General features: G+C 67.6%; 20 protein-coding genes, 1 tRNA gene and 1 pseudogene. 9 read left to right on the top strand and 13 right to left on the bottom strand.

The genetic code is table 11. From position 1 onward, the window contains the following. Nucleotides 1-3: 3 nt before the first annotated feature. The 6 genes and pseudogenes from ACVCNR_RS10190 to ACVCNR_RS10215 form a co-directional block, all read right to left on the bottom strand. Entirely contained in the window at nt 4-825 is an 822-nt protein-coding gene (locus ACVCNR_RS10190; protein WP_354193097.1) for a carbohydrate ABC transporter permease, read from the bottom strand. Then, on the bottom strand, nt 822-1,709 hold the full coding sequence (locus ACVCNR_RS10195; protein ID WP_447074689.1) for a carbohydrate ABC transporter permease: 888 nt from the start codon (nt 1,707-1,709) through the stop codon (nt 822-824). Before ACVCNR_RS10195 ends, ACVCNR_RS10190 begins: the two co-directional genes overlap by 4 nt. A 16-nt stretch (nt 1,710-1,725) precedes the next feature. After that, nucleotides 1,726-3,054 (bottom strand): ABC transporter substrate-binding protein, encoded by a 1,329-nt coding sequence (locus tag ACVCNR_RS10200; RefSeq protein ID WP_447074691.1) that lies wholly within the window; start codon nt 3,052-3,054, stop codon nt 1,726-1,728. Then, nucleotides 3,051-4,533: pseudogene (locus ACVCNR_RS10205) on the bottom strand (putative N-acetylmannosamine-6-phosphate 2-epimerase). The gene ACVCNR_RS10200 and the pseudogene ACVCNR_RS10205 overlap by 4 nt, the downstream one beginning before the upstream one ends. A 139-nt stretch (nt 4,534-4,672) precedes the next feature. Further along, nucleotides 4,673-5,419: a GntR family transcriptional regulator gene (locus ACVCNR_RS10210; protein ID WP_447074692.1), complete on the bottom strand. Its 747-nt coding sequence runs from the start codon at nt 5,417-5,419 to the stop codon at nt 4,673-4,675. A gap of 168 nt (nt 5,420-5,587) precedes the next feature. Beyond that, nucleotides 5,588-5,672: transfer RNA gene (locus tag ACVCNR_RS10215), tRNA-Leu, on the bottom strand. A gap of 267 nt (nt 5,673-5,939) precedes the next feature. On the opposite strand from ACVCNR_RS10215, the gene ACVCNR_RS10220 reads away from it, so the two are divergent. Beyond that, nucleotides 5,940-6,851, top strand: a complete 912-nt coding sequence (locus tag ACVCNR_RS10220; protein WP_447074693.1) for a hypothetical protein — start codon at nt 5,940-5,942, stop codon at nt 6,849-6,851. Between the two features lie 110 nt (nt 6,852-6,961). Further along, nucleotides 6,962-7,861: a bifunctional methylenetetrahydrofolate dehydrogenase/methenyltetrahydrofolate cyclohydrolase FolD gene (gene folD / locus ACVCNR_RS10225; RefSeq protein ID WP_447074694.1), complete on the top strand. Its 900-nt coding sequence runs from the start codon at nt 6,962-6,964 to the stop codon at nt 7,859-7,861. Nucleotides 7,862-7,877: 16 nt separating this feature from the next. Here folD and edd read toward each other — a convergent pair whose 3' ends face one another. Genes edd through zwf form a run of 3 tightly spaced genes read right to left on the bottom strand, consistent with a single transcriptional unit; the run spans nt 7,878 to nt 11,936 of the window. Further along, nucleotides 7,878-9,704 (bottom strand): phosphogluconate dehydratase, encoded by a 1,827-nt coding sequence (edd, locus tag ACVCNR_RS10230; RefSeq protein WP_447074696.1) that lies wholly within the window; start codon nt 9,702-9,704, stop codon nt 7,878-7,880. Nucleotides 9,705-9,762: 58 nt separating this feature from the next. Next, nucleotides 9,763-10,464, bottom strand: coding sequence for a 6-phosphogluconolactonase (gene pgl / locus ACVCNR_RS10235; RefSeq protein ID WP_447074697.1), 702 nt, complete (start codon nt 10,462-10,464; stop codon nt 9,763-9,765). A 2-nt stretch (nt 10,465-10,466) separates the two neighbouring features. Further along, complete coding sequence (gene zwf, locus ACVCNR_RS10240; protein WP_354193085.1) at nt 10,467-11,936, bottom strand: glucose-6-phosphate dehydrogenase; 1,470 nt, start codon at nt 11,934-11,936, stop codon at nt 10,467-10,469. Nucleotides 11,937-12,165: 229 nt separating this feature from the next. Here zwf and ACVCNR_RS10245 point away from each other — a divergent pair, with 229 nt between their 5' ends. Both ACVCNR_RS10245 and ACVCNR_RS10250 read left to right on the top strand, forming a co-directional pair. Beyond that, nucleotides 12,166-13,647: an aldehyde dehydrogenase family protein gene (locus ACVCNR_RS10245; RefSeq protein WP_447074699.1), complete on the top strand. Its 1,482-nt coding sequence runs from the start codon at nt 12,166-12,168 to the stop codon at nt 13,645-13,647. Nucleotides 13,648-13,688: 41 nt separating this feature from the next. After that, on the top strand, nt 13,689-14,435 hold the full coding sequence (locus ACVCNR_RS10250; RefSeq protein ID WP_354193082.1) for an SDR family oxidoreductase: 747 nt from the start codon (nt 13,689-13,691) through the stop codon (nt 14,433-14,435). An 81-nt stretch (nt 14,436-14,516) separates the two neighbouring features. On the opposite strand, the gene ACVCNR_RS10255 is transcribed toward ACVCNR_RS10250, so the two are convergent. Continuing rightward, on the bottom strand, nt 14,517-15,248 hold the full coding sequence (locus tag ACVCNR_RS10255) for an SH3 domain-containing protein (RefSeq protein ID WP_447074700.1): 732 nt from the start codon (nt 15,246-15,248) through the stop codon (nt 14,517-14,519). A gap of 250 nt (nt 15,249-15,498) precedes the next feature. Here ACVCNR_RS10255 and ACVCNR_RS10260 point away from each other — a divergent pair, with 250 nt between their 5' ends. Continuing rightward, nucleotides 15,499-16,338 carry an ABC transporter substrate-binding protein gene (locus ACVCNR_RS10260; RefSeq protein ID WP_447074702.1) on the top strand — a complete coding sequence of 280 codons (840 nt, stop codon included), beginning with the start codon at nt 15,499-15,501 and terminating at the stop codon, nt 16,336-16,338. A gap of 85 nt (nt 16,339-16,423) precedes the next feature. Continuing rightward, entirely contained in the window at nt 16,424-16,876 is a 453-nt protein-coding gene (locus tag ACVCNR_RS10265; protein WP_354193079.1) for an SRPBCC family protein, read from the top strand. A 61-nt stretch (nt 16,877-16,937) separates the two neighbouring features. On the opposite strand, the gene ACVCNR_RS10270 is transcribed toward ACVCNR_RS10265, so the two are convergent. The 3 genes from ACVCNR_RS10270 to ACVCNR_RS10280 all read right to left on the bottom strand — a co-directional run bounded on the left by ACVCNR_RS10270 (nt 16,938) and on the right by ACVCNR_RS10280 (nt 19,856). Then, entirely contained in the window at nt 16,938-18,116 is a 1,179-nt protein-coding gene (locus ACVCNR_RS10270) for an Mrp/NBP35 family ATP-binding protein (protein WP_447074704.1), read from the bottom strand. Nucleotides 18,117-18,203: 87 nt separating this feature from the next. After that, nucleotides 18,204-19,208, bottom strand: coding sequence for an inorganic phosphate transporter (locus ACVCNR_RS10275; protein ID WP_354193077.1), 1,005 nt, complete (start codon nt 19,206-19,208; stop codon nt 18,204-18,206). Nucleotides 19,209-19,214: 6 nt separating this feature from the next. Continuing rightward, entirely contained in the window at nt 19,215-19,856 is a 642-nt protein-coding gene (locus tag ACVCNR_RS10280; protein ID WP_447074706.1) for a DUF47 domain-containing protein, read from the bottom strand. Between the two features lie 182 nt (nt 19,857-20,038). On the opposite strand from ACVCNR_RS10280, the gene ACVCNR_RS10285 reads away from it, so the two are divergent. From ACVCNR_RS10285 to ACVCNR_RS10295, 3 genes are all read left to right on the top strand, one after another. Then, on the top strand, nt 20,039-20,938 hold the full coding sequence (locus ACVCNR_RS10285; protein WP_354193075.1) for a LysR family transcriptional regulator: 900 nt from the start codon (nt 20,039-20,041) through the stop codon (nt 20,936-20,938). A 150-nt stretch (nt 20,939-21,088) separates the two neighbouring features. Beyond that, on the top strand, nt 21,089-21,568 hold the full coding sequence (locus ACVCNR_RS10290; RefSeq protein ID WP_447074708.1) for a formate dehydrogenase subunit gamma: 480 nt from the start codon (nt 21,089-21,091) through the stop codon (nt 21,566-21,568). Next, nucleotides 21,565-23,121 carry a formate dehydrogenase beta subunit gene (locus ACVCNR_RS10295; RefSeq protein ID WP_354193073.1) on the top strand — a complete coding sequence of 519 codons (1,557 nt, stop codon included), beginning with the start codon at nt 21,565-21,567 and terminating at the stop codon, nt 23,119-23,121. The genes ACVCNR_RS10290 and ACVCNR_RS10295 overlap by 4 nt, the downstream gene beginning before the upstream one ends. Nucleotides 23,122-23,168: the final 47 nt, after the last annotated feature.

Genomic DNA, 23,168 nt, shown 5'->3' on the forward strand with positions numbered 1-23,168 from the left:
CGGTCAGCCCTTCACCGCGCCGGCGGTCATCGAGCCGCTAATCTGGCGGTACATGACGAGGCCGAGCAGCACCGGCGGCAGCGCGCCGACGATCATCACCGCCGAGGCCACGCCCCACTGCACGCCGCCGCCGCTGGCCGCGAAGAAGAACGAGGCGCCGACCGTGATCGGCACCGCCTTGGAGGTGGTCAGCATCAGCCCGAACAGGAACTCGTTCCAGGCGGTGATGAAGCCGAAGATCAGGCTGGTGACGATGGCCGGCCGGCACACCGGGGCGATGATGCGCACAAGCGTGCGGGTGCGTCCCGCGCCGTCGATCTGTGCCGCCTCGTCCAGCTCGGCCGGCAGCTCGCGAATGGCGTTGACGAGAATGATCAGCGCCAGCGGCAGGTTGACGATGGTGAGGATGAGGCCGAGCCCCAGCCGCGTGTCGAGCAGGGCCAGCCACTGGAACATCATGTAGAGCGGAATGGCGAAGATGATGAGCGGCACGGCGCGCAGGTTGACGATCAGCGGCAGCAGCGTGCGCTCGCCCACCCGGCCGCGCGCGATGGCATAGGCGGCGGGCAGGGCCAGCACCACGGCCAGCACGGTGCCGGTCAGCGCCGCGACCATGCTGTTGAACAGGTAGAGCGCGATGTTGAGCCGATCCGTCACCTGGAACACGGCCATATAGTTCGCCAGCGTCGGCGCCTGCACCCACAGGCCCGGATTGGTGGTGAGTTCGCGCGCGCTCTTGAACGAGGTGGCGAGCGTCACCAGGATCGGGAAGTTCATCGCCAGCGCGGCGACGGCGAAGACCAGCCAGCGCAGCGCGGTGATCATGCGGCGGCTCCCTTGCGGCGTGTGGCAAGCGCATTGAGGCCGTAGAGCACGGCGAAGGAGGCGGCGAACAGCAGCACCGAGGCCGCCACCGCCTTGCCGATGGCGCCCTGCTTGAAGAAGGCCTCGTAGATGTAGATCGACAGCGATGCGGTCGCGCCGCCGGGGCCGCTGCCGGTCAGCACATAGACATTGTCGAAGACGCGGAAGCCGTCGATGAAGCGGATCAGCAGCGCCGCCACGATGGTCGGCGCCATCAGCGGCAGTTCGATGCGCCACAGCCGCCGGAGCGGCCCGGCTCCGTCGATGGCCGCCGCCTCGCCGATGTCGGCCGGAATGGCCTGATAGGCCATGTAGAACAGGAGCAGCGCGAAGGGCGTCCATTGCAGCGACTCGACCGTGACCAGCGTCCAGAAGGCCGAGCCGGGGCCGAGGAAGGAGACGCCCGCCCCGAACCAGGTCCACAGATAATAGGGCACCGGGCCGACGAATTCGTGTAGCACCAGCCGGTACATCAGCCCGACCAGCGCCGGCGCCACCATCAGCGGCAGCATCAGGATCGCCAGCAGCCAGCTCCGCTTCACGATCAGCGGCGACAGGAAGATGGCGAGGAACAGGCCGAGCCCGCATTCGAGCAGCGCGGTGAGCACCCCGAAGCGCAGCGAGAACCAGACCGACCGCCAGAAGGCGGCGTCGTTCCACACCGCGGCGAAGTTCGAGAAGCCGGACAATTGCGGGCTGCGCAGGGTCTCGAAGGACACCTGCGAGACAGAGTAGACCAGATTGACGATGGCCGGGAAGCCGAGGAACACCAAGAGGAACAGCACCAGCGGCGTCGCCAGAAGCCTGAACTCCGAGGTCCGCACGCTGGGGCTGGTCGTGGTCATCGGCGTTCCCGCTCCCTTACTTCAAAAGCTCGGCCATGCCCTTTTCGGTATTGGCCAGCGCATCGTCGAGCGACTGCTGGCCGGACCAGTAGCCGGTGAACTCCTTCGCCTGAAGCTCGTAGACCGAAAGCGCCTTGGCCGAGGTGCCGCCGGTCATGACATAGCCGTACTTGCCGGCGAACTCGCCGAGCTGGACGAGGTCGGGCCGCTCCTCAGACACCTCCTTGACCACTTCCGGTGTCAGCGCCGGCGCGCCGTTGTTGCGGGCATAGGTGAGCGCAGCCTCTTTCGACGACAGCCATTGCAGGAACTTCATCCCGCCTTCCTTGTTGGCGGCGTTCTTGTTGAGGCCGAAGCCGAGGCCGTGGATATGCGTGAAGCGGCCTTCGGGGCCGCTCGGCGGGGCGACAGTTTCCGTCACCTCGGCCACGGCCGGCGACTTTTCGGTGCTGGTCAGGTCGCTGGCGGCCGCGTTCCATTGCGGCATCGCCGCCACCTGCCCGGAGGCATAGGCGGCATTGGCTTCCGGGAACTCGTAGGACAGCGAGTCGCGCGGCGTGGCGCCGTTGTCATAGAGCAGCTTGTAGGTCTCGAGGCCCTTGCGGTAGGCGTCGGAATTGACCGTGACCTTGCCCTCGGCGTCCATCCAGTCGCCGCCATAGGCGCGCGGCAGCGACTGCCACACCATGATGTTGAACAGAAGGTTCTTGATCTGCAAGACGGTGCCGTAGCGGGTCGGGCTGTCCGGATTCACGCTCTGGGTGAAATAGAGCGCGGTCGCGGCATAGTCGTCCCAGTCCCAGGCGTCCGGGTCCTTCGGCTCGAGCTTCTTGCCGAGCAGCTTTTCCGAGATCTCGCCATAGCGGGCCTTGGCCGCGTCGTCGCTCAAAAGCGCGTCGATCAGGTCCTTGCGGTAATACATGAAATGCAGCGACAGGTCGGTCGGCACGCCATATTGCTTGCCCTCGAACTGCATGGTCTTGAGCACGGCCTCGCCATACACGCTCTCGGCCTCGCCGGACAGCTCGACCGGTTCCATGAACGGGGCGTAGCGGCCGATCGAATAGGTGGCGAGCAGGTTCACGTCGAAGGCGGTGGAGCCGGCGGCGAGATCGGCCTGCAGCTTGTCCCAGAAGCCGTCGCGGTTGAAGAACAGCAGCTCCACCTTGTCGTTCTCGGCCACGTCGGCCTTGGCGTTGTAGGCGTCGGCGGCGGCGCGCAGGGCCGTTTCCTCCGGGCCGCCCGGCCAGCCGAGCACGGTGACCTTGGCCAGCGCCGGGCTTGCCATGAGGGCGGCGATTGCGGTGGCCAGCAGGCCGGCTTTTCTGATCTGCGAGAATGTCATGTCCGTTCTCCTCCTGTCGGATTGTGTCCTGCCAGATCGGCGATGCCGACGATGCCGGCATGTTCGCCGAGCGCGGCGGCATGGATGTCGGGCCTGAGCCGGGCCGGAAGTTCCGCCAGCGCCTGCCGCACCCGGTCGAGATAGGATGGCGCCAGCCCGATGCCGCCGCCGATGACGATGCGGGCCGGGTCGAGCGCGAACTGGATGTTGCGGGCCAGCCGCGCCACCCGGCCGGCCGATATGTCGAGGATGGCGTTCGCCCAGTCCTGACCGCCGGCCGCGGCAGCGAAGACCTCGCGCGCGGTCGCGCCCGGCTGATGCCGGCCGGCCTCGGCGGCGATCCACTTGCCCGAGACGCGGTCTTCCAGCGGGCCTTGCGCGTCGTCGCCGACGAACTGCCCGAAATTGCCGGCCATGCCGCCGAGCAGGCGGCCGTTCGCGACGATGCCGCCGCCGATGCCGGTCGAGATTGTCAGGAACACCATGTCGGCGCCGCGGCCCGCGCCGAAGCGGTATTCGCCCCAGGCGGCGGCCTGCGCGTCGTTGGCCGCCAGTACGGGCGCGCCGGCAAGGCCCGCCACGGTTTCGACCAGCGCAAAGCGCTCGGGAATGTTCAGGGTCCTGGCGTTGAGCGCCGACCATAGCCCGTCGTCGACGATCCCGGTGACGGCGACGCCGACGCTGCCATAACGCCCGCGCCATGCCGCGATGCCGGCGAACAGCGCCGCCAGCCAGTCGCTCGGCGTGCCGCCGGCCGGCGTCGGCATCCGGTGCGTGTCGAGGACGCGCTCGCCCTCGACCAGCGCCGCCAGCATCTTGGTGCCGCCGATGTCGAGCGCGAGGGCGGGGCCGGCCATGGCGTCAGGCCGCCCGTTCGGCGGCGGCCCGGTCGACCGCGTCGCGGAACCAGGAGGTGGCGTGCTCGGGTCGGGTGATGGCCGAGCCGACCACCACGGAAAAGGCGCCGGCCCGCAGGGCCGCTGCCGCCAGCTCGGGCGTGCGGATATTGCCTTCGGCCACCACATGGGGCGTGAGCCGGGCCATGGCGGCGACCAGTTCCAGATCGGGCGCGGTCGGCTCCACCGGCCCGGTATAGCCGGCCAGCGTCGAGCCGACGATTTCCGCGCCTTCCGCCAATGCGCGCCCGGCATCGGCCAGCACCGAGCAGTCGGCCATGGCGATGCGGCCATGGTGGTGGATGCGCTCGACCAGCGCGCGGGTGGTTGTCGGCCGCACCCTGTCGGTCGCGTCATAGGCGATGATGTCGGCGCCTGCGCCGGCCAATGCGTCGACATCCTCCAGCCATGGCGTGATGCGCACCGGGCTGTCGTCGAGGTCGCGCTTGACGAGGCCGATGATCGGGCGGGCGGTGGCGGCGCGCACGGCGCGCACATAATCCGCCGATTCGATGCGCAGGCCGGCAGCACCCCCGTCGAGCGCCGCAAGCGCGAAGCCGACCACGATGTCGGCCCGGTCCATGGGGCCGCCCTTGACCGGCTGGCACGACACCACCAGTCCGTTTCTCAGGGAGTGAAGGTCAAACGGCACGCGTGGCTTCTCCTGTGGCCGGATCACAGTACCAGTGCAAGGCCAGAAAGCAACAGGACTTTAACTGGTATTATCTGACCAGCTCGATGACGAAGTCGTAGACGTCGCCCCGGTACTTGGTCTGGGTGAACTCGACGATACGGCCGTCGGCGAGGAAGCAGCGCCGTTCCATCACCAGCAGGCTGGTGTTGTCGGGCGTGCCGAGCAGTTGCCGCTCCTCCTCGGTGGCGGGCTTGGCCTGCATGCGCTGCACGGCGCGCACCGGGCGGGCACCATTGGCGTCGAGATAGTCGTAGAGCGAGGACTGGATGGCGTCGGGGTCGGGCACGAAGCGGGCGGGCAGGGCGGCCGTCTCGATGGCGATGGGCGTATCGTCGGCCGTGCGCAGACGCCGCAGCCGCACGATGCGGTCGCCGGCCGAAATGCCGAGCGCCATCATTTCGGCCGGCGAAGGGCGGCAGGTTTCGCGCGAAATCCACACGCAGCCGGGCTCCAGCCCGCGCGAGCGCATGTCCTCGGAAAAGCTGGTCATGGTGGCCAGCGATTTCTCCACCCGCGAGGCCACCACCGTCTTGGCGCCCTGGCGGCGGTCGAGCAGCCCGTCATGGACCAGCCCGTCGATGGCCTTGCGCACGGTGACGCGCGACATGCCGAGCGCCTGGCACAGCGTCCGCTCGCTGGGGATGACGGCGCCATGCCTGAGCTTTGCCCTGGCGATGGCCAGCTTCAGCGCCTCCTCGAGCTGCCGGTAGAGCGGCTCGCCGCTGCCGGCGGCAAGCGATTGCGCAAGAAAGTCGAGTGTTGCCTGATCGCCCATGGAAGCCACCTTAGGAAGATGGCTTCCTTTATGCAAAATTCTGTTCGTGTATTAAACTGGTATTATCGCGATATGCAGCATCCGGCCCGCCGGACGTGCGGATTTCCCCTTGCGGGGAAGTCTGTCTGCGATTTTCGGATGATGTGCGGGAACAACCTGAAAGGTTGATGGTGCCCAGAAGAGGACTCGAACCTCCACGCCTCGCGGCACACGGACCTGAACCGTGCGCGTCTACCAATTCCGCCATCTGGGCTGGTGGCGCTCATGTAAGCGGGCCGGCCTGTCCTGTCAACGCGCTTTTTCGACCCTGTCGCGGTTTTAGCGCCGGATGCCGCAAGGTTGCGACTTTTCGGGCAGGGGTCAGGGTCCCGGCCGCAACGCGCGGGATGCCGGCAAACTGTGGACAGGCGGGATGACGCTGGGCGCCGTGACGAAAATTAACCTTTTGTTTGCCGCATTCCTTTAGCCTGTCTTAACCTTTGGCCGGCCCTTGAGCCGGCGGTGAACCGGCAAGCGCGCGATGAGTGACGGACAGAGCCCCGAGGACTGGAGACGCGAGCGCGCCCTCGCGGCGCTGGCCCGCGCCATGCGCGGCGAGGATGACGCCCGCCCCGAAGGCTCGCTGCTGTCCATGGCGGACGAGGCGGCGACGGACTGGCGCCGCACGGCGGCCGAGCGCCACCGGCGTGCCCGGCAGCAGCGGGAAGCTGGGTGGCTGGCGGAGCAGCAAGCCGAAACCCGTCCGGTTGAGCCTTATGTCGCACCACAGATAGAACAGGACATCGCGCAGCCGGTAGGACCAGCACCGTCGGAGACCGGAGCGCCCGTCGTGCGGCCGCTGGAAACCGCCGGGCCGGACATCGTTGTCCCGCCGGACGAGCCGGCTGTCGCGGATGCGGATCATCGGGTCGAGCAGCCGGAAGACAGCGCGGATGCGGTTGTCGAAGCGCCTCCCCAACCGTCCGCCGAAGTCGGATCGGCGCGGCCGGACGAACGGTCCTCCCCGCCTGCAAGGTTCGGCACGCCCGCAAAACCCGGGCTCGCGGCCTCGCGGCCGATGATCCTGCGCATGACCCTGCTGGGGGCGTTGATCGGCATCGCCGTCGCCCTGCTCCTGTGGAACGCCTTTGGCGCGGCTGCCGCTTTCCTGCCCCTGGCCGGGCTGGTGCTCGGCCTTGTCGCCGGCCTGCTGCTGGCGCGGCGGCGCAAGCCGGAAGCTGCCCCGCCCGCCACCGATGCCGCGGTGCCCGCGAGCATTCGCGAAACGCGGCATGAGTTTCACGAAGATGTGCCCGATTCGTCCCTCGCCGGGGCCGGCGGGGACCTTGCCCTCGGCCGCCCTCCTTCGGTGGAGGAGATCCGCGCCAGCCTGCGCCAGTTACGCGCCGCCACGCAGGACTTGGCCCGACGGCGCTCCCGCGGCCTTTTCTGACCGGGCATGACCCCTCCAGTTCGGGTTTAGGGCATCTTGCGGCGCATTGACGTAGGTGCCCGCCCCATTTTTCAAGTCATATGCCGTCCGGCAGCGCAATGGAGATCAGCATGAGTGAAGTGATCGACGGGAAGAAGCGAGCGGCGGAGGTGGTCGAGCGGGTGAAAACACTGACCGCCGATCTGGCCGCCGGCGGCGGCGGCAAGCCTGGGCTTGCCGTGGTGATCGTGGGCGAGGACCCGGCCAGCCAGGTCTATGTGGCCTCGAAGTCGCGCACGGCCAAGGAATGCGGCTTCCATTCGGTGCAGCACACGCTGGCCGCCGACACCGGCGAGGCGGATTTGCTGAAGCTGATCGGCGAGCTGAACGCCGATCCCGCCATTCACGGCATATTGGTGCAGCTTCCGCTTCCGGGCCACATCGACAGCGGCAAGGTCATCCAGACCATCGCGCCGGAGAAGGATGTCGACGGCTTCACCTTCGTCAATGTCGGCAAGCTCGGCACCGGCGAGGCGGAAACCGCCTTCGTGCCCTGCACGCCGGCCGGCTCCATGCTGCTGATCGAGCGCGTGCGCGGCAAGGACCTGTCCGGCCTCAACGCCGTGGTCATCGGCCGCTCCAACATCGTCGGCAAGCCGATGGCCAATCTCCTGCTGGCGGCCAACTGCACCGTCACCATCGCCCATTCGCGCACCAGGGACCTGGCCGCGCTCGCCCGCACCGCCGATATTCTGGTGGCGGCGGTCGGCCGGCCGGAAATGGTGAAGGGCGACTGGGTGAAGCCCGGCGCCACCGTCATCGATGTCGGCATCAACCGCATTGCAGCACCTGAGAAGGGCGAGGGCAAGACGCGGCTGGTCGGCGACGTCGCCTATGCCGGGGCGGCGGAAGTGGCGGGCGCGGTCACGCCCGTGCCGGGCGGCGTCGGGCCGATGACCATCGCCATGCTGATGGCCAATACGGTCGCTTCCGCCTATCTCGTTGCCGGACTGGCCCGACCGGAATTCTGATCGGACCTGCGTTCGGTCAGGCCGCGTTGCCGAAGGCGCTGGCGCCCTGGTCGGCGCGGCCGGCCAGATGCCGGAAGCCGGCGAACAGCTCGCGCCCGAAGCCGAATTCGTTCTCGGACAGATCGGCGCCGGCCTGTGGCCGCAGCACCAGTTCGGCGGCCGGCACCAGCAGTTCCAGCATGCCCGCGGTGGCGTCGAGTCGCACCATGTCGCCGTCCCTGATCTTGCCGATCACGCCGCCTTCCAGGGCTTCGGGGGTCACGTGGATGGCCGCCGGCACCTTGCCGGAAGCGCCGGACATGCGTCCGTCCGTGACCAGGGCGACGCGCTGGCCGCGATCCTGCAATATGCCGAGCACGGTGGTCAGCTTGTGCAGCTCTGGCATGCCGTTGGCCTTCGGCCCCTGGAAGCGGACGACCGCCACGAAATCGCCGGTCAGCTCACCTGCCTTGAAGGCGTCGTTGAGGCCCTGCTGGCTGTGGAAGACGCGCGCCGGCGCCTCGATCACATGCCGCTCCGGCTTGACCGCCGAGGTCTTGATGATGGCGTGGCCGAGATTGCCGGCCAGCACCTTGAGGCCGCCGGTCGGCTGGAATGCTTTCTGGAACGGCGCCAGCACCTTCTCGTCGCCGCTCGTCGCCGGGGCGGCCTCGCGCACCACGGAACCGTCAGGCCCGAGCCTGGCTTCCACCGCATAGCCGCGCAGGCCCTCGCCCCACACGGTCTGCACGTCCTCGTGCAGCAGGCCGGCGTCGAGCAGCTCGCGGATCAGGAAGCCCATGCCGCCCGCCGCCGCGAAATGGTTCACGTCGGCGAGCCCGTTCGGATAGACGCGTGCCAGCAGCGGCACCGCTTCCGACAGGTCGGAAATGTCCTGCCAGGTCAGCCTGACGCCGGCCGCCGCCGCCATGGCGATGAGATGGATGGTGTGGTTGGTGGAGCCGCCCGTGGCGTGCAGCCCGACCACGCCGTTGACGATGGCGCGCTCGTCGATCATGCGGCCGACCGGCGTATAGGCGTTGCCGAGCCGGGTGATGGCCAGCGCCCGCCTGGCGGCCTCCCTGGTCAGCGCGTCGCGCAGCGGTGTGCCGGGATTGACGAAGGAGGCGCCCGGCGTGTGCAGGCCCATGATCTCCATCAGCATCTGGTTGGAATTGGCGGTGCCATAGAAGGTGCAGGTGCCGGGGCCGTGATAGGACTTCGATTCGGCCTCCAGCAGCTCGGCGCGGCCGCACTTGCCCTCGGCATAGAGCTGGCGCACGCGCGCCTTCTCGTCATTGGGCAGGCCGCTGGTCATCGGGCCCGCCGGAACGAACACAGCCGGCAGATGGCCGAAAGTCAGCGCCGCGATCACAAGGCCCGGCACGATCTTGTCGCAGACGCCGAGGAAGACGGCGGCGTCGAACATGTTGTGCGACAGGCCGACGGCGGCAGCCATGGCGATGACGTCGCGCGAGAACAGCGACAGCTCCATGCCGGGCATGCCTTGCGTGACGCCGTCGCACATGGCCGGCACGCCGCCGGCCACCTGCGCGATGCCGCCGGCCTCGCGCGCCGCCTGCTTGATGAGGGCGGGGAAGGTCTCGAACGGCTGGTGCGCCGAAAGCATGTCGTTATAGGCGGTGACGATGCCGAGGTTCGGCACCGTGTCGCCGGACAGGGCGATCTTTTCCTGCGGGCTGCACACGGCAAAGCCGTGGGCGAGGTTGCCGCAGCCCAGCACCGCGCGGTTCGCGGATTTTCCGGCGGCGTCGGTGATGCGGGCGAGATAGGCCTCGCGGCTGGGTCGCGAGCGTTCCCTGATCCGCTCCGTGATGGCTTGGATGTCGCTTCTGGCTGTCATGGCACGATCCTGGCGAAATGGCTTTTTGGGTGCGGTAAACCTGTCTGGCGGCCCTGCATCACGCTGCCCAGAACACCTTGACCGGGTGCGGCGAGGCCTCGATCACCGCCCGGATCGGCTTCTTGTCCCCGCTCCCCATCGCCGTCTCGAATACGGCGCGTTTTTCCGCCCCCTCGATGTGCAGGGCGAGGAAGCCGGCCTCGATGAGGCGTGTCATCGACAAGGTGAGGCGCGGCTCGCCGGCGCTCGGCGCGTCGACGGGCAGGATAGTGCGCCCGCCTGCGGGATCGAGCAAGGTGGCGAGTGTGTCGGCATCGGGAAAGAACGATGCGGTATGGCCATCGGTGCCCATGCCGAGCACGGCGGCGTCGAGCGGCCAGGGCAGGGCCGAGAGTTCCGCCTCGGCCTGCGAGGCTGCCTCGGCGGCGCTGTCGGCGGTATGGTAGAGCGGCGCGAAGCGGGCGGCCGAGGCCTTGTCGCGCAACAGTTTTTCAGCCACCAGCGCGGCGTTGGAGCGGGGCGAGGAGGGCGGCACGAAGCGCTCGTCCACCAGCGTCACCGTCACCTTGTCCCACGCGATCGGGCGCGACGAAAGCGCCTCGAAGAAGCGGCCCGGCGTGGTGCCGCCCGAAACGGCGAGCAGGCCGGCGCCGCGCCTTTCGATGGCGTCGGCGAGCCTGTCCGCCACCTGGCCGGCCAGCGCCTCGGCCAGCGCCTCGCGGGTCGGGAACTCGGTCCAGCTATAGCCGTTCGCCGCCATGCTCAGGTGCTTTCGTGCCAGGTGCGTCCGTCGCGCTCGATCAGCGCGATGGAGGCGGACGGGCCCCAGGTGCCGGCCGTATAGCCCTGCACTTCCTGCCGGGCGTTTTCCCAGGCCTGCTGGATCGGATCGATCCAGCTCCACGCCGCCTCGACCTCGTCGCGGCGCATGAACAAGGTCTGGTTGCCGCGCACCACATCCATGATCAGCCGCTCATAGGCGTCCGGCGCGCGGCCCTTGAAGGACTGGGCGAAGCTCATGTCGAGCGGAATCTGGCGCAGGCGCATTCCGCCGGGGCCGGGGTCCTTGATCATGATGAACTGCTTCACCCCCTCGTCGGGCTGCAGGCGGATGACGAGCTGGTTGGCGAAGATCGGCCCCGCCCCGTCGCCGAAGATCGAATGCGGGATCGGCTTGAACTCGATGACGATCTCCGAGACGCGGGTGGCCAGCCGCTTGCCGGTTCGCAGGTAGAAGGGCACGTTCGCCCAGCGCCAGTTCTCGATCTCGGCGCGGATGGCGACGAAGGTCTCCGTGCCGCTGTCCTTGCCCAGTTCCTCGACATAGCCCTTGACCGGACCGCCGGCCGAGGCGCCGGCGCGGTACTGGCCGCGCACCGTGTGCTTGGGCGCCTCGTTGCCGTTGATGCGCTTCAGCGCGCGCAGGACCTTCAGCTTCTCGTCGCGCACCGCATCGGCATCCATGGAGGACGGCGCTTCCATGGCGACGAGGCACAGGAGCTGGAGCAAATGGTTCTGCACCATGTCGCGCAGCGCGCCGGCCTTGTCGTAATAGGTGACGCGGTCTTCCAGCCCCACCGTCTCGGCCACGGTGATCTGGACATGGTCGACATGGGCGGAGTTCCACAGCGGCTCGTAGAGCGCGTTGGCGAAGCGCAGCGCCATCAGGTTCTGCACCGTCTCCTTGCCGAGATAGTGGTCGATGCGGAAGATCTGGCTTTCGCGGAAGTTCCTGCCGATCAGGTCGTTCAGCTCGCGGGCCGAGGCGAGGTCGCGGCCGAGCGGCTTCTCCAGCACGATGCGCGAGGCGGGGGTGATCAGCCCATGGGCTTCCAGATTGCGTGAAATGTCGCCGAACAGGGCCGGCGCCACCGCCAGATAGAAGGCGCGGATGCAGGTGCTGTCGCCGATCGCCGCCTTTAGGTCCTCGAAACCGTCGCCGCTCACCGCATCGGCCGCCACATAGGAAATGCGGCCGAGGAATTCGTCGACCTCGGCGGGGTCGATATATTCCGCCGCGACATGGTCCTCGATCGCCTTGCGGGCGAAGGCGCGGAATTCGTCATCGCTCATCTTCGAGCGCGAGGTGCCGATGATCCGCGTCGGCTCGGAAAACTGGTGGTCGCGCTGCCGGTGATAGAGCGACGGCAGAAGCTTGCGTTCCGACAGGTCGCCGGTGCCGCCGAAGATGATGAAGTCGAAGGGATCGACGGGGATGATCTGGCTGGTCATGGTGCGTCCATGTTGTTCGGCATCGTCGTTGTCGGCATCGTTCGGGCAACGCAGCTGATATAATCTAATCGATTTAATTTGACCAGTGCCATGGCGTCGCAGCGCTGGCATTGTTACCAATCGCAAGTCGAGACCGGGCGGCGCGCGACGCTTGCGCCACCCGGCCACCACATCATTCTAGGGCGGCGGGCATGTCGAACCAAGGTGAGTGCAGGGGAGAAAACGCGTCATGGATGGTGATTCGCTGACAAGGGCGGCCGCACCGGCGGCCTGGCGGCAGGTCATCGGCGGCAGGCGGACCGGAGCCGTGTCGGGCGCACGCATCGATGTGACCTGCCCTTCGGACGGCGAGGTGTTCGCCACCATTCCCGCCTCCTCGGCCGAGGACGTCGACCTTGCGGTGCGCGCCGCGCGACGGGCCTTCGACGAGGGACCGTGGGGCCGCATGCCGGCGGTGGAGCGGGGGCGGCTGCTGACGCGGCTGGGCCAACTGGTCAAGCGCCATGCGGAGGAACTGGCGGCGCTCGAATCGCGCGACACCGGCAAGCCGCTCAGGCAAGGCCGCGCGGATGTGACGGCCACCATGCGCTATTACGAGTTCTACGGCGGCGCGGCCGACAAGCTCCATGGCGACACCATCCCCTTCCTCGACGGCTATACGGCGCTGACCCTGCGCGAGCCGCATGGCGTGGTCGCCGGCATCATTCCATGGAACTATCCCTTGCAGATCCTGGCGCGGGTTGCGGGTGCTGCGCTCGCCATGGGCAATGTGCTGGTGGTGAAGCCGGCCGAGGACGCCTCGCTCACCACCATCCGCATCGCGGAACTGGCGCTGGAGGCCGGCTTTCCCGAAGGCGTGTTCAATGTGGTGACCGGCACCGGAGGCGAGGCGGGCGCAGCCCTTTCCGGCCATCCGGGGATCGATTACGTCACCTTCACCGGCTCGCCCGCGACCGGAACCGCCATTCAGCAGGCGGCGGCCCTCAACAATCGCGGCGTGACCATGGAGCTTGGCGGGAAATCGCCGCATATCGTCTTTGCCGACGCCGATCTCGACAAAGCGCTGCCGGTGCTGGTCAACGCCATCATCCAGAATGCCGGGCAGACCTGCTCGGCCGGCAGCCGGGTGCTGATCGAGCGGCCGGCCTATGACGCACTGGCCGGCGCGCTGGCCGACCGTTTCGCGAAGCTGGTCGCCGGCCCGCACGATGCCGACCCCGAACGCGATCTCGGCCCGCTGGTCAGCGCCCGCCAGCGCGCCCGCGTCGCCGCGATGGTCGAGGAAGGCGAGGCTGCCGGCATCTCCGTGCTGACGCGCGGCATCGTGGATGAACATGCCCCGCCGGGGGGATTCTATGCCGCGCCGGTGTTGTTCGGCGCTGTCGATCCGGCGGCGAGGATCGCCCGGGAAGAAATCTTCGGGCCGGTGCTGTCGCTGTTTCCCTTCGAGGGCGAGGAGGAGGCAGTGCGGCTCGCCAACGGCACCGATTACGGCCTCGTCGCCGGCATCTGGACGCGTGACGGCGCGCGCCAGCACCGGCTGGCCAAGCGGGTGCGGGCCGGGCAGGTCTTCGTCAACAGCTATGGCGCGGGCGGTGGCGTGGAGCTGCCCTTCGGCGGTTTCGGCCGCTCGGGCCACGGCCGCGAGAAGGGGTTCGAGGCGCTCTACGACATGTCGGCGACCAAGACGGTCGTGTTCGACCATCGGTAAGCGTTCAGTTACAGACAGGGCAACAGGCGAAAGAGCAGGACATGAGATTGAAGGACAAGGTCGCCATCGTCACCGGGGCGGCGGCGGGGTTCGGCGAGGGCATCGCCCGCCGTTTCGCGGAAGAAGGGGCGAAGGTGGTGGTGGCCGACCTCAACGCGCGCGGCGCCGCCGAGGTTGCCGAGGAGATCGGCAACGGCGCCATCGCCGTCACCACCGACGTTTCCCAGCGCGCCGATGTCGAACAGATGGTCTATGCCGCCAAGAGCGCCTTCGACCGGGTCGACATCGTCGTCAACAATGCCGGCTTCACCCACCGCAACGGCGACCTGCTGGGCGTGGACGAAGCGACCTTCGATCTGATCACCGCCGTCAACATGAAGGCGATCTACTACAGCACGCTGGCGGTGGTGCCGACCATGCAGAGGCAGGGCGGCGGCGTCATCCTCACCACCGCCTCGACCGCCGGCCTCCGGCCGCGCCCGGGACTCACATGGTACAATGCCTCGAAAGGATGGGCGATCACCGCCACCAAGTCGATGGCGGTGGAACTCGCGCCGCACAACATAAGGGTGAACTGCCTGTGCCCGGTGGCGGGCGACACCGCCATGCTGGAGCGCTTCATGGGGTCCGATACGCCGGAACTGCGCGAGAAGTTCCGCGCTTCCGTGCCGCTGGGGCGGCTGTCGACCCCGCTCGACATCGCCAATGCGGCGCTGTGGCTGGCCTCGGACGAGGCCTCCTTCATCACCGGCGTGGCGCTGGAGGTGGACGGCGGCCGCTGCATCTGAGTAGAGAACGGCGCGGGCGGTTACCCGATTTCTTAGCCGCATTTGTGCGACGCCAGACATTTCGTCTGGCTGCAAAATGCTTCAATCCCGCTTCAGGAAGGTCTTGTAGACGAAGCCCTGCTTGCCGTCGTGGACGATCTCGCACCAGCTTCCGCAGGAAATGACCTTGACGTCGGTGCCGGCCGGAATGGTGCCGATGGCGGAGCCGCCGGGGCCGGCGCGGAAGGTGACGCCGCGGATGATGCGGCCGTTTCCGGTAGCGGCCGCTGCTTTCGGCGTGTCCGCTTTCGGTTCAGGCGGTTTCGGCTTCGGGGCCGGAATGGCGGCGGTCTGGGGGCCGCTGGCCGGTTCCGCCGTGTCGCCGACCTCGCCGTCGGTGACGATGATCGCCGCGGCGGCCTTGGCGTCGAGCGCCGGCACCTGCGGCTCTTCCATCAGCGCCAGCGGCTCCAGTTCCGGCTCGCCGGTGCTTTCAGGCTGGGGTGCGGGCGCCGCCGCAACGGCCGCCGGCGCGGCTTCGGCGGGTGTGGCGGCCTGCAATGCGGGCGGTTCGGCGATGGCGGCTTCCGCCTCGGCAACGGGCGGGCTCGTCATCTCCTGCGGCGTCGCGTCCGCCAGCACCTGCCGGTCGTCGCGGGGCAGGGCGAACCATATGGCGGTGGCGGCGATGGCGACGAAGACGAAGCTGCCGAGGGCGGCGATGACGAGGGGGGCGTGTTCCCTGATCCGGTGCCAGTGCGCGGCGGGCGCGCTGTAGCCATATTGAACCGAACGCTGCCGTCTCGGTTTGCCGAAACCGGGTAGACCTTTCACTTCGCCATCTCCAAAGAGCCGGCCGTCGGCGGAAGGGCGCTCCGGCCTGCCCGCGGCGGTCTTGCATGCGCATGAATCAGTGTGACAGCTTTTGCCGCAGCCGACCATCCGCAGCCCGGCATGTTAAGGCAAATTGTGGCATCACTGCGCATAGAATGCAGCTAAATGCCGTGAATATCGGGGTAAAACTTGTCGCGGCTGCGATTTCATAGGAAAAGCGGGCGGTTCCAGGTCGGTCGGATATCGAATCGTGCGTTTCCGGATTGTTGTCGCCTTCACTCTTCTCCTTGCCGGCCTGCTGCCGGACGCGCGTGCGCAGGAGCCGGAGATTCCGCTGTTGTGGGACGCCAAGGAGCGGCTGCCCAAGCCTGATCTTTCGGTGCTGCCGAGGCTGCGCTTCCTCACCACCACCGATTTCCCGCCCTTCAACTTCCTCGACGACCAGGGGCGGCTGTCCGGCTTCCACGTCGATCTGGCCCGCGCCATCTGCGCCCGGCTCGAGCTTGCCGACAAATGCCAGATACAGGCGGTGCCGTGGGACGAGCTGCAGGCGGCGCTGGAACTGGGCGAGGGCGAGGCGATCGTCGCCGGGCTGGCGGTGACGGCCGAAACCCGCGCCGCCTACGCCTTCTCGCGCCCCTACCTGCAATTTCCCGCCCGCTTCGTGGTGCTGAAGTCGAAGCCGCTGTCGGAGCCGATCTACGAGCGCCTGCAGGGCAAGCCGGTCGGTGTTGTCGCCGGGTCGGCGCATGAACGCATGTTGCAGGACTATTTCGGCGGGGTGAAGGCCGTGCCGCTTCCGGACGAGGAGGCGCTCCATGCCGAGTTGAAGGCCGGCCGGATCGACGCCGCCTTCGGCGACGGCATGCGCCTGTCCTTCTGGCTGGCCGACGCGGAGTCGGAAAAGTGCTGCCGCTTCGCCGGCGGCCCCTATCTGGCCCCCGAATATCTGGGCACGGGGCTTGCGATCGCCACCCGCGCCGACGATGCGCTGCTGCCGGCCGCCTTCGACTATGCCTTGCAGGAGATTTCGGCCAAGGGCATCTTCGCCGAGCTTTACCTGCGCTATTTCCCGATCGGCTTTTACTGAACGGACAGGCCCGCAGCCGCTCCGGCGCAATGGACACGGGCCCCTGCCCGCGCTACCGTTTGCCCCGGTTGGAGAGGAGGCTTTCATGGCTCTGGTGATTGAAGGCGAGGAGCGCATCACCGCGCCCATCGACAAGGTCTGGGCGGCGCTGAACGATCCCGAAATATTGAAGGAAAGCATACCCGGCTGCCAGAGCCTGGAGAAGAAGTCCGACACCGATCTCGCCGCCACGGTGGTGCTCAAGATCGGGCCGATCAAGGCGACCTTTAATGGCGAGGTGACGCTGAAGAACCTGAAGCCGCCGCATTCCTACACCATCCAGGGCGAGGGCAAGGGCGGCATAGCCGGCTTCGCCAAGGGCGGCGCCGACGTGACGCTGAGCGAGGACGGACCGGACGCCACCCTGCTTCGATACGAGGCCAAGGCCGATGTCGGCGGCAAGATCGCCCAGCTCGGCAGCCGCCTCATCACCTCGACCTCCAAGAAGCTGGCCGGCGAGTTCTTCTCGACCTTTGGCGAAAAGGTAAGCAACGGCTAACACAATGCGGCCGTCCGGGCTGGCGGGCCACGCCGGTGGCCCGCTGCCTGAAAGGACGTTCCTACTCGAACACGATGGCGGGGCCGCTGGCGCCGGCGCCCTTTTCCTCCTGCAGCCGCTGCCAGACCCGGGCGGCGATGTCGCGGTAGACGGCCGCTTCCGGTCCGTCCGGCCGGCTGACGGTGACCGGCCGGCCGGCGTCCGAGCTTTCGCGGATGCCCATCTCCAGCGGCACTTCGCCGAGGAAGGTCACGCCGAGCCGCTCCGCCTCGCGCCTGGCGCCGCCATGGCCGAAGATGTCGTAGCGCTTGCCGGTGTCGGGGGCGATGAAATAGCTCATGTTCTCGACGATGCCGAGCAGCGGCACGTCCACCTTCCTGAACATGTTCAGCCCCTTGCGGGCGTCGATGAGGGCCAGGTCCTGCGGCGTCGAGACGATGATGGCGCCGGCCAGCGGCACCTGCTGGGCCATGGTGAGCTGGGCGTCGCCTGTGCCGGGCGGCATGTCCACCACCAGCACGTCGAGATGGCCCCAGTCCACCTCGCGCAGCATCTGGGTGAGGGCCGAAACGACCATCGGCCCGCGCCAGATCATCGGCGTCTCCTCGTCGACGAGGAAGCCCATCGACATGACCTTGAGGCCGTAGTTGAGCATCGGCTTGAGGATCTTGCCGTCGGCGCTCTCGGGGCGTCCGTGGATGCCGAGCAGCTTCGGCATGGAGGGGCCGTAGATGTCGGCGTCGAGCACGCCCACCTTCAGCCCGTTGGCGGCGAGGCCGAGCGCGATGTTGACGGCCGTGGTCGACTTGCCGACGCCGCCCTTGCCGGAGGCGACGGCGATGATGGCGTCGATGCCGGGCACGCCGCGCTTGCCCGGCGCGCGCGAAGGCGGTGCCGGCGGCGGGGTGCGCGCCGCCGGCGCGGCCGCCCTCTGCGGCACCGGTCTCGGCGGGGCCGGGCGGGGCGGAGGGGCCGCCTCCATGCCGCCGCCCTTCTTCTCGGCGGTCAGCGTCACCACCGCGCCGGTGACGCCGGGAATGGCCTTCACCACGCGTTCGGCGGCCGCCCGCAGCGGCTCCATGTGGTCGGCCCGCTCGGCCGGCACGGTGATGGAGAAGAACACCTTGCCGTCGGCGATGAAGATTTCGGAAAGCATGCCGAGATCGACGATGTTGCCGGAGAAATCCGGCCCGCTCACGCTTCTCAACCGCTCGGTGACAAGTTCCTTGGTGACGGACATTGCGTGTACCTCATGCCTGGGTCTGCTGCCGATGGCGTCCCCTGGGATACTGCATAAGCCCGGCGGCTCCAAGCGCCGCCGGCTGCGTCATCCTGCCAGATGGGTCACATAATAGGTGAGGGCCGAGATGGCGGCGGTGGCCGGCAGCGTCACCACCCAGGCGACGACGATGTTGCCGGCGATGCCCCAGCGCACCGCCGAGACGCGGCGGGCCGCGCCGACGCCGACGATGGCGCCGGTGATGGTGTGGGTGGTCGAGACCGGGATGCCGAGCCAGGTGGCGCCGAACAGGGTCAGCGCCCCGCCGGTTTCGGCGCAAAAACCCTGCATCGGGTTCAGCCGGGTGATCTTGGAGCCCATGGTGTGGACGATGCGCCAGCCGCCGAACAGGGTGCCCAGCGCCAGCACCGCCTGGCAGGTCAGCACCACCCACAGCGGCACGTAGAAAGTGTCGCCCAGCATACCCTGCGAATAGAGCAGCACGGCGATGATGCCCATGGTCTTCTGGGCGTCGTTGCCGCCATGGCCGAGCGAATAGAGCGAGGCCGAGATGAATTGCAGCACGCGGAACGAGCGGTCGACCGCGAACGGGGTCTGGCGCACGAACAGCCACGACACGGCCAGCACCAGAAGAAGCGCCAGCACGAAGCCGGTCAGCGGCGACAGGACGATGGCCGAGGTCGTCTTGAGCACGCCGGTCCACACCACGGCGTCGAGTCCGGCCCTGGCTATGCCCGCGCCCAGAAGGCCGCCGATCAGCGCGTGCGAGCTGCTCGACGGGATGCCGGCCAGCCAGGTGATGATGTTCCAGGCGATCGCGCCGGCAAGGGCGGCGAAGATGACGCCCGGCGAGACGATGTTGGCATCGACGATGCCGGTGCCCAGCGTCTCGGCCACATGCAGGCCGAAGAACAGGAAGGCGATGAAGTTGAAGAAAGCCGCCCAGAACACGGCATATTGCGGCCGCAGCACCCGCGTCGAGACGATGGTGGCGATGGAGTTCGCCGCATCGTGCAAGCCGTTGAGGAAATCGAAGAACAGGGCGACGCCGATCAGGCCGATCAGCAGCGGGAGGGCGAGGGTGGCGTCCATGTTTTGCTAGACGTTCTCGATGACGATGCCGGAAATCTCGCTCGCCACGTCCTCGAACTTGTCGACGACCTTTTCGAGCTGGCTGTAGAGTTCCGAGCCGACGAAATAGCTCATGGCGTCGCCCTTGCCGTGACGGTGGTAGAGATCCTTCAGCCCGCGCTCGTGCAGATCGTCGGAGCGCTCCTCGACCCGCACCACCTCCTCGGCGATGGCGGTGAGCCGGTGCACGTTCTGGCCGACCTTGTTGAGCAGCGGGATCGCCTCGGCGACCAGATGGGCGGCCTCGACGATGGCGATGCCCATTTCCTGCATCAGCGGGTCGAATTCGGTCTTCTCGAACAGGCGCACCGTCTTGACGGTCTTGTGCATCATGTCGATGGCGTCGTCCATGGACTGGATCAGGTCCTGGATGTCGCTGCGGTCGAAGGGGGTGATGAAGGAGCGGCGCACGGCCAGCATCACCTCGGCGGTGATGGTGTCGGCCTCCTTTTCCAGCCGCACGATCTCGTCGCCGTTGCGGGCGACGTCCTCACCGGCAAGCAGGCGCTGCAGCGCTTCGGCGGCCTCCACCACGGTGCGGGAATGGCGCTCGAAGAGATCGAAGAACCCGTCCTCGCGCGGAAGCAGCTTCCTGAACCAGCCAAGCATGTCGGATCTTTCGTCGGTTACCGATGTTTCCCCTTAGCGCCGCTTTGGCCCGCTGCAAACACATAGTTGGCTGAAAAATGTGGAAGCCGGGCGCGAGCCGCCTGTTTGGCGCGCCCGGCTTGCGCACCGTGGCGAATTCCCCGACTTTAGAAATAACGACATCCGCAGCGGACCCCGGACCCATGATCGACAAGCTGGAATTCTTCATCGCCCTGGCCCGCGAGGAGCATTTCGGCCGTGCGGCGGAAGTGTCCGGCGTCACCCAGCCGACGCTTTCGGCGGCGATCAAGCAACTCGAGGACCAGCTCGGCGTGATGCTGGTCAAGCGCGGCTCGCGTTTCCAGGGGCTGACGCCCGAGGGCGAACAGGTGCTGGGCTGGGCGCGGCGCATCGTCGGCGACGCGCAGGCGATGCGCGAGGAGATGCGCGCCGCCCGCCACGGCCTTTCCGGGCGCATCCGCATCGCCGCCATCCCCACCGCGCTGGCGATGATGCCGCGGCTGACCACGCCGTTCCGCGAGAAGCATCCGGGCGTGACCTTCTCGATCCTGTCGCGCACCTCGATCGAGATCCTGTCGCTGCTCGGCAATTTCGAGGTCGATGCCGGCATCACCTATCTCGACAACGAGCCGCTCGGTCGGGTGACCAGCGTGCCGCTCTATCACGAGCGCTACCAGCTCATCACCTCCAGCGGCAATCCGCTGGCCGACCGCGACAAGGTCTCATGGGCGGAAGTGAGCCGGCTGCCGCTGTGCCTGCTGACGCCCGACATGCAGAACCGCCGCATCATCGACCAGCATCTGGGCGAAGCCGGCGTGCAGATACGCCCGACGCTGGAATCGAATTCCATGATCGTGCTGTTCTCGCACATCCGCACCGGCAAATGGTCGTCGATCATGCCGCTCACCCTGACCGAGACCTTCGGCTTTTCCGAGCCGATAAGGGCCATTCCCATCGTCGAGCCCGACGCCAGCCATACGGTGGGGCTGGTCGCGGCGCCGCGCATGCCGCACACGCCGCTGGTTTCGGCGCTTCTGAACGAGGCAATGGCGCTGGCGCGCTATTTTCAGCGCGAGAAATAAGCTATTATTTTCCTAGCAGTTAGGATATTTCACTGGGCGTCGATAGAGAAATTCTATCACGCCACGGAAAGCAGCTATTGATAAGGGCGTTATTCTCTGATTGCATAACGACTTAGCGAAAGCTGGCATTCTATTCAGGGAGGGCGCTGCATGGTCGTGCAGGGCGCAGGTACCGAGATCGAAGCGCAGGTCGCGTCGATCGTCGATGGCATGAGAGGCATGGAGGGGCCGCTTCTGCCCATCCTGCATGAGGTGCAGGAGGAGTTCGGCTATGTGCCGCAGGAGGCGCTGCCGGTCATCGCCAAGGGCCTCAACCTGTCGCGCGCCGAGGTCTATGGCGTCGTCTCCTTCTATCACGACTACCGCAAGCAACCGGCCGGCCGCCATGTGCTGAAGGTCTGCCAGGCGGAATCCTGCCAGTCCATGGGTTCGGACGACGTCGCGTCGCGTCTCAAGCAGGCGCTGGGCATCGATTTCCACCAGACCACGTCGGACGGGCGGGTGACGCTGGAGCCGGTCTATTGCCTCGGCCTGTGCGCCTGCTCGCCCGCCGCCATGCTCGACGGGGAGGTCATCGGCCGCATCGATGCCGACAAGGTCGACGAGATCGTCGCGGAGGTGCGCGCATGAACCCCGTCATCTACATCCCCGGTGATTCCGGTGCCCTGGCGCTCGGCGCCGACAAGGTGGCCGCTTCCATTGCCGCCGAGCTGAAGCAGCGCGGCATCGAGGCCGGCATCGTCCGCAACGGCTCGCGCGGCGCCTATTTCCTTGAGCCGATGGTCGAGGTCGAGACCGATGCGGGACGTGTCGCCTACGGTCCGGTAAGGGCGTCGCAGGTCAAGGGCCTGTTCGATGCCGGTTTCCTGTCGGGCGGCGCCCACGAACTGGCGCTGGGCGATCCGGAAAAGATTCCCTTCATCGCACGCCAGACCCGCCTCACCTTCGCCCGCTGCGGCATCACCGATCCGTTCTCGCTGGAGGCCTATGAGCGCCACGGCGGCCTTGCCGGCTTGCGCAAGGCGGCTTCCATGGCGCCGGCCGAGATCGTGGCCGAGGTCACCGAATCGGGCCTGCGCGGGCGCGGCGGCGCCGGCTTCCCGACCGGCATCAAGTGGAAGACGGTGCTCGATACCGGCGACGTGCGCAAATACATCGTCTGCAACGCCGACGAGGGCGATTCGGGCACCTTTGCCGACCGCATGATCATGGAGGGCGACCCCTTCGTGCTGGTCGAGGGCATGGCCATCGCCGGCCTCGCCACGGGCGCGACCAAGGGCTTCATCTATATCCGTTCCGAATATCCGCATGCGGTTGCCGCCATGCGCCGGGCGGTGGAGATCGCACGCCGCGCCAGGGTGCTTGGGCCGGACGTGCTGGGCTCCGGCCGGGCCTTCGACATGGAGGTGCGCGTCGGCGCCGGCGCCTATGTCTGCGGCGAGGAGACGGCGCTGCTCGACAGCCTCGAGGGCAAGCGCGGCATGGTGCGGGCCAAGCCTCCGCTGCCGGCCCACAAGGGCCTGTTCGGCAGGCCGACGGTGATCAACAACGTCATCTCGCTGGCTTCCGTGCCGATCATCCTCGACAAGGGCGCCGCCTATTACAAGGATTTCGGCATGGGCCGTTCGCGCGGCACCATCCCCCTCCAGATCGCCGGCAACATTCGCCATGGCGGCCTGTTCGAGACGGCCTTCGGCCTGACGCTCGGCGAGATCGTCGACGACATCGGCGGCGGCACGGCGACCGGCCGGCCGGTCAAGGCGGTGCAGGTCGGCGGTCCGCTCGGCGCCTATTTCCCGCGCGACCTGTTCGACACGCCCTTCGACTACGAGGCCTTCGCGGCCAAGGACGGGCTGATCGGCCATGCCGGCATCGTCGTCTTCGACGACAGCGCCGACATGCTCAAGCAGGCGCGTTTCGCCATGGAATTCTGCGCCATCGAAAGCTGCGGCAAGTGCACGCCCTGCCGCATCGGCTCGACGCGCGGCGTCGAGGTGCTGGACAGGCTGGCCGCCGGCATCGCGCCGGACAGCCAGATCGAACTGGTCACCGATCTGTGCAACACCATGAAGCTCGGCTCGCTGTGCGCGCTCGGCGGCTTCACGCCCTATCCGGTGATGAGCGCGCTGACGCACTTCCCCGAGGACTTCAAGCCGGCGCCGGTGCGGGAGGCTGCGGAATAGCCATGTCCACACATCTCCATTTCCGCGCCCGTTTCCGCGATTGCGCC

Source organism: Aquamicrobium terrae, from assembly GCF_052978165.1.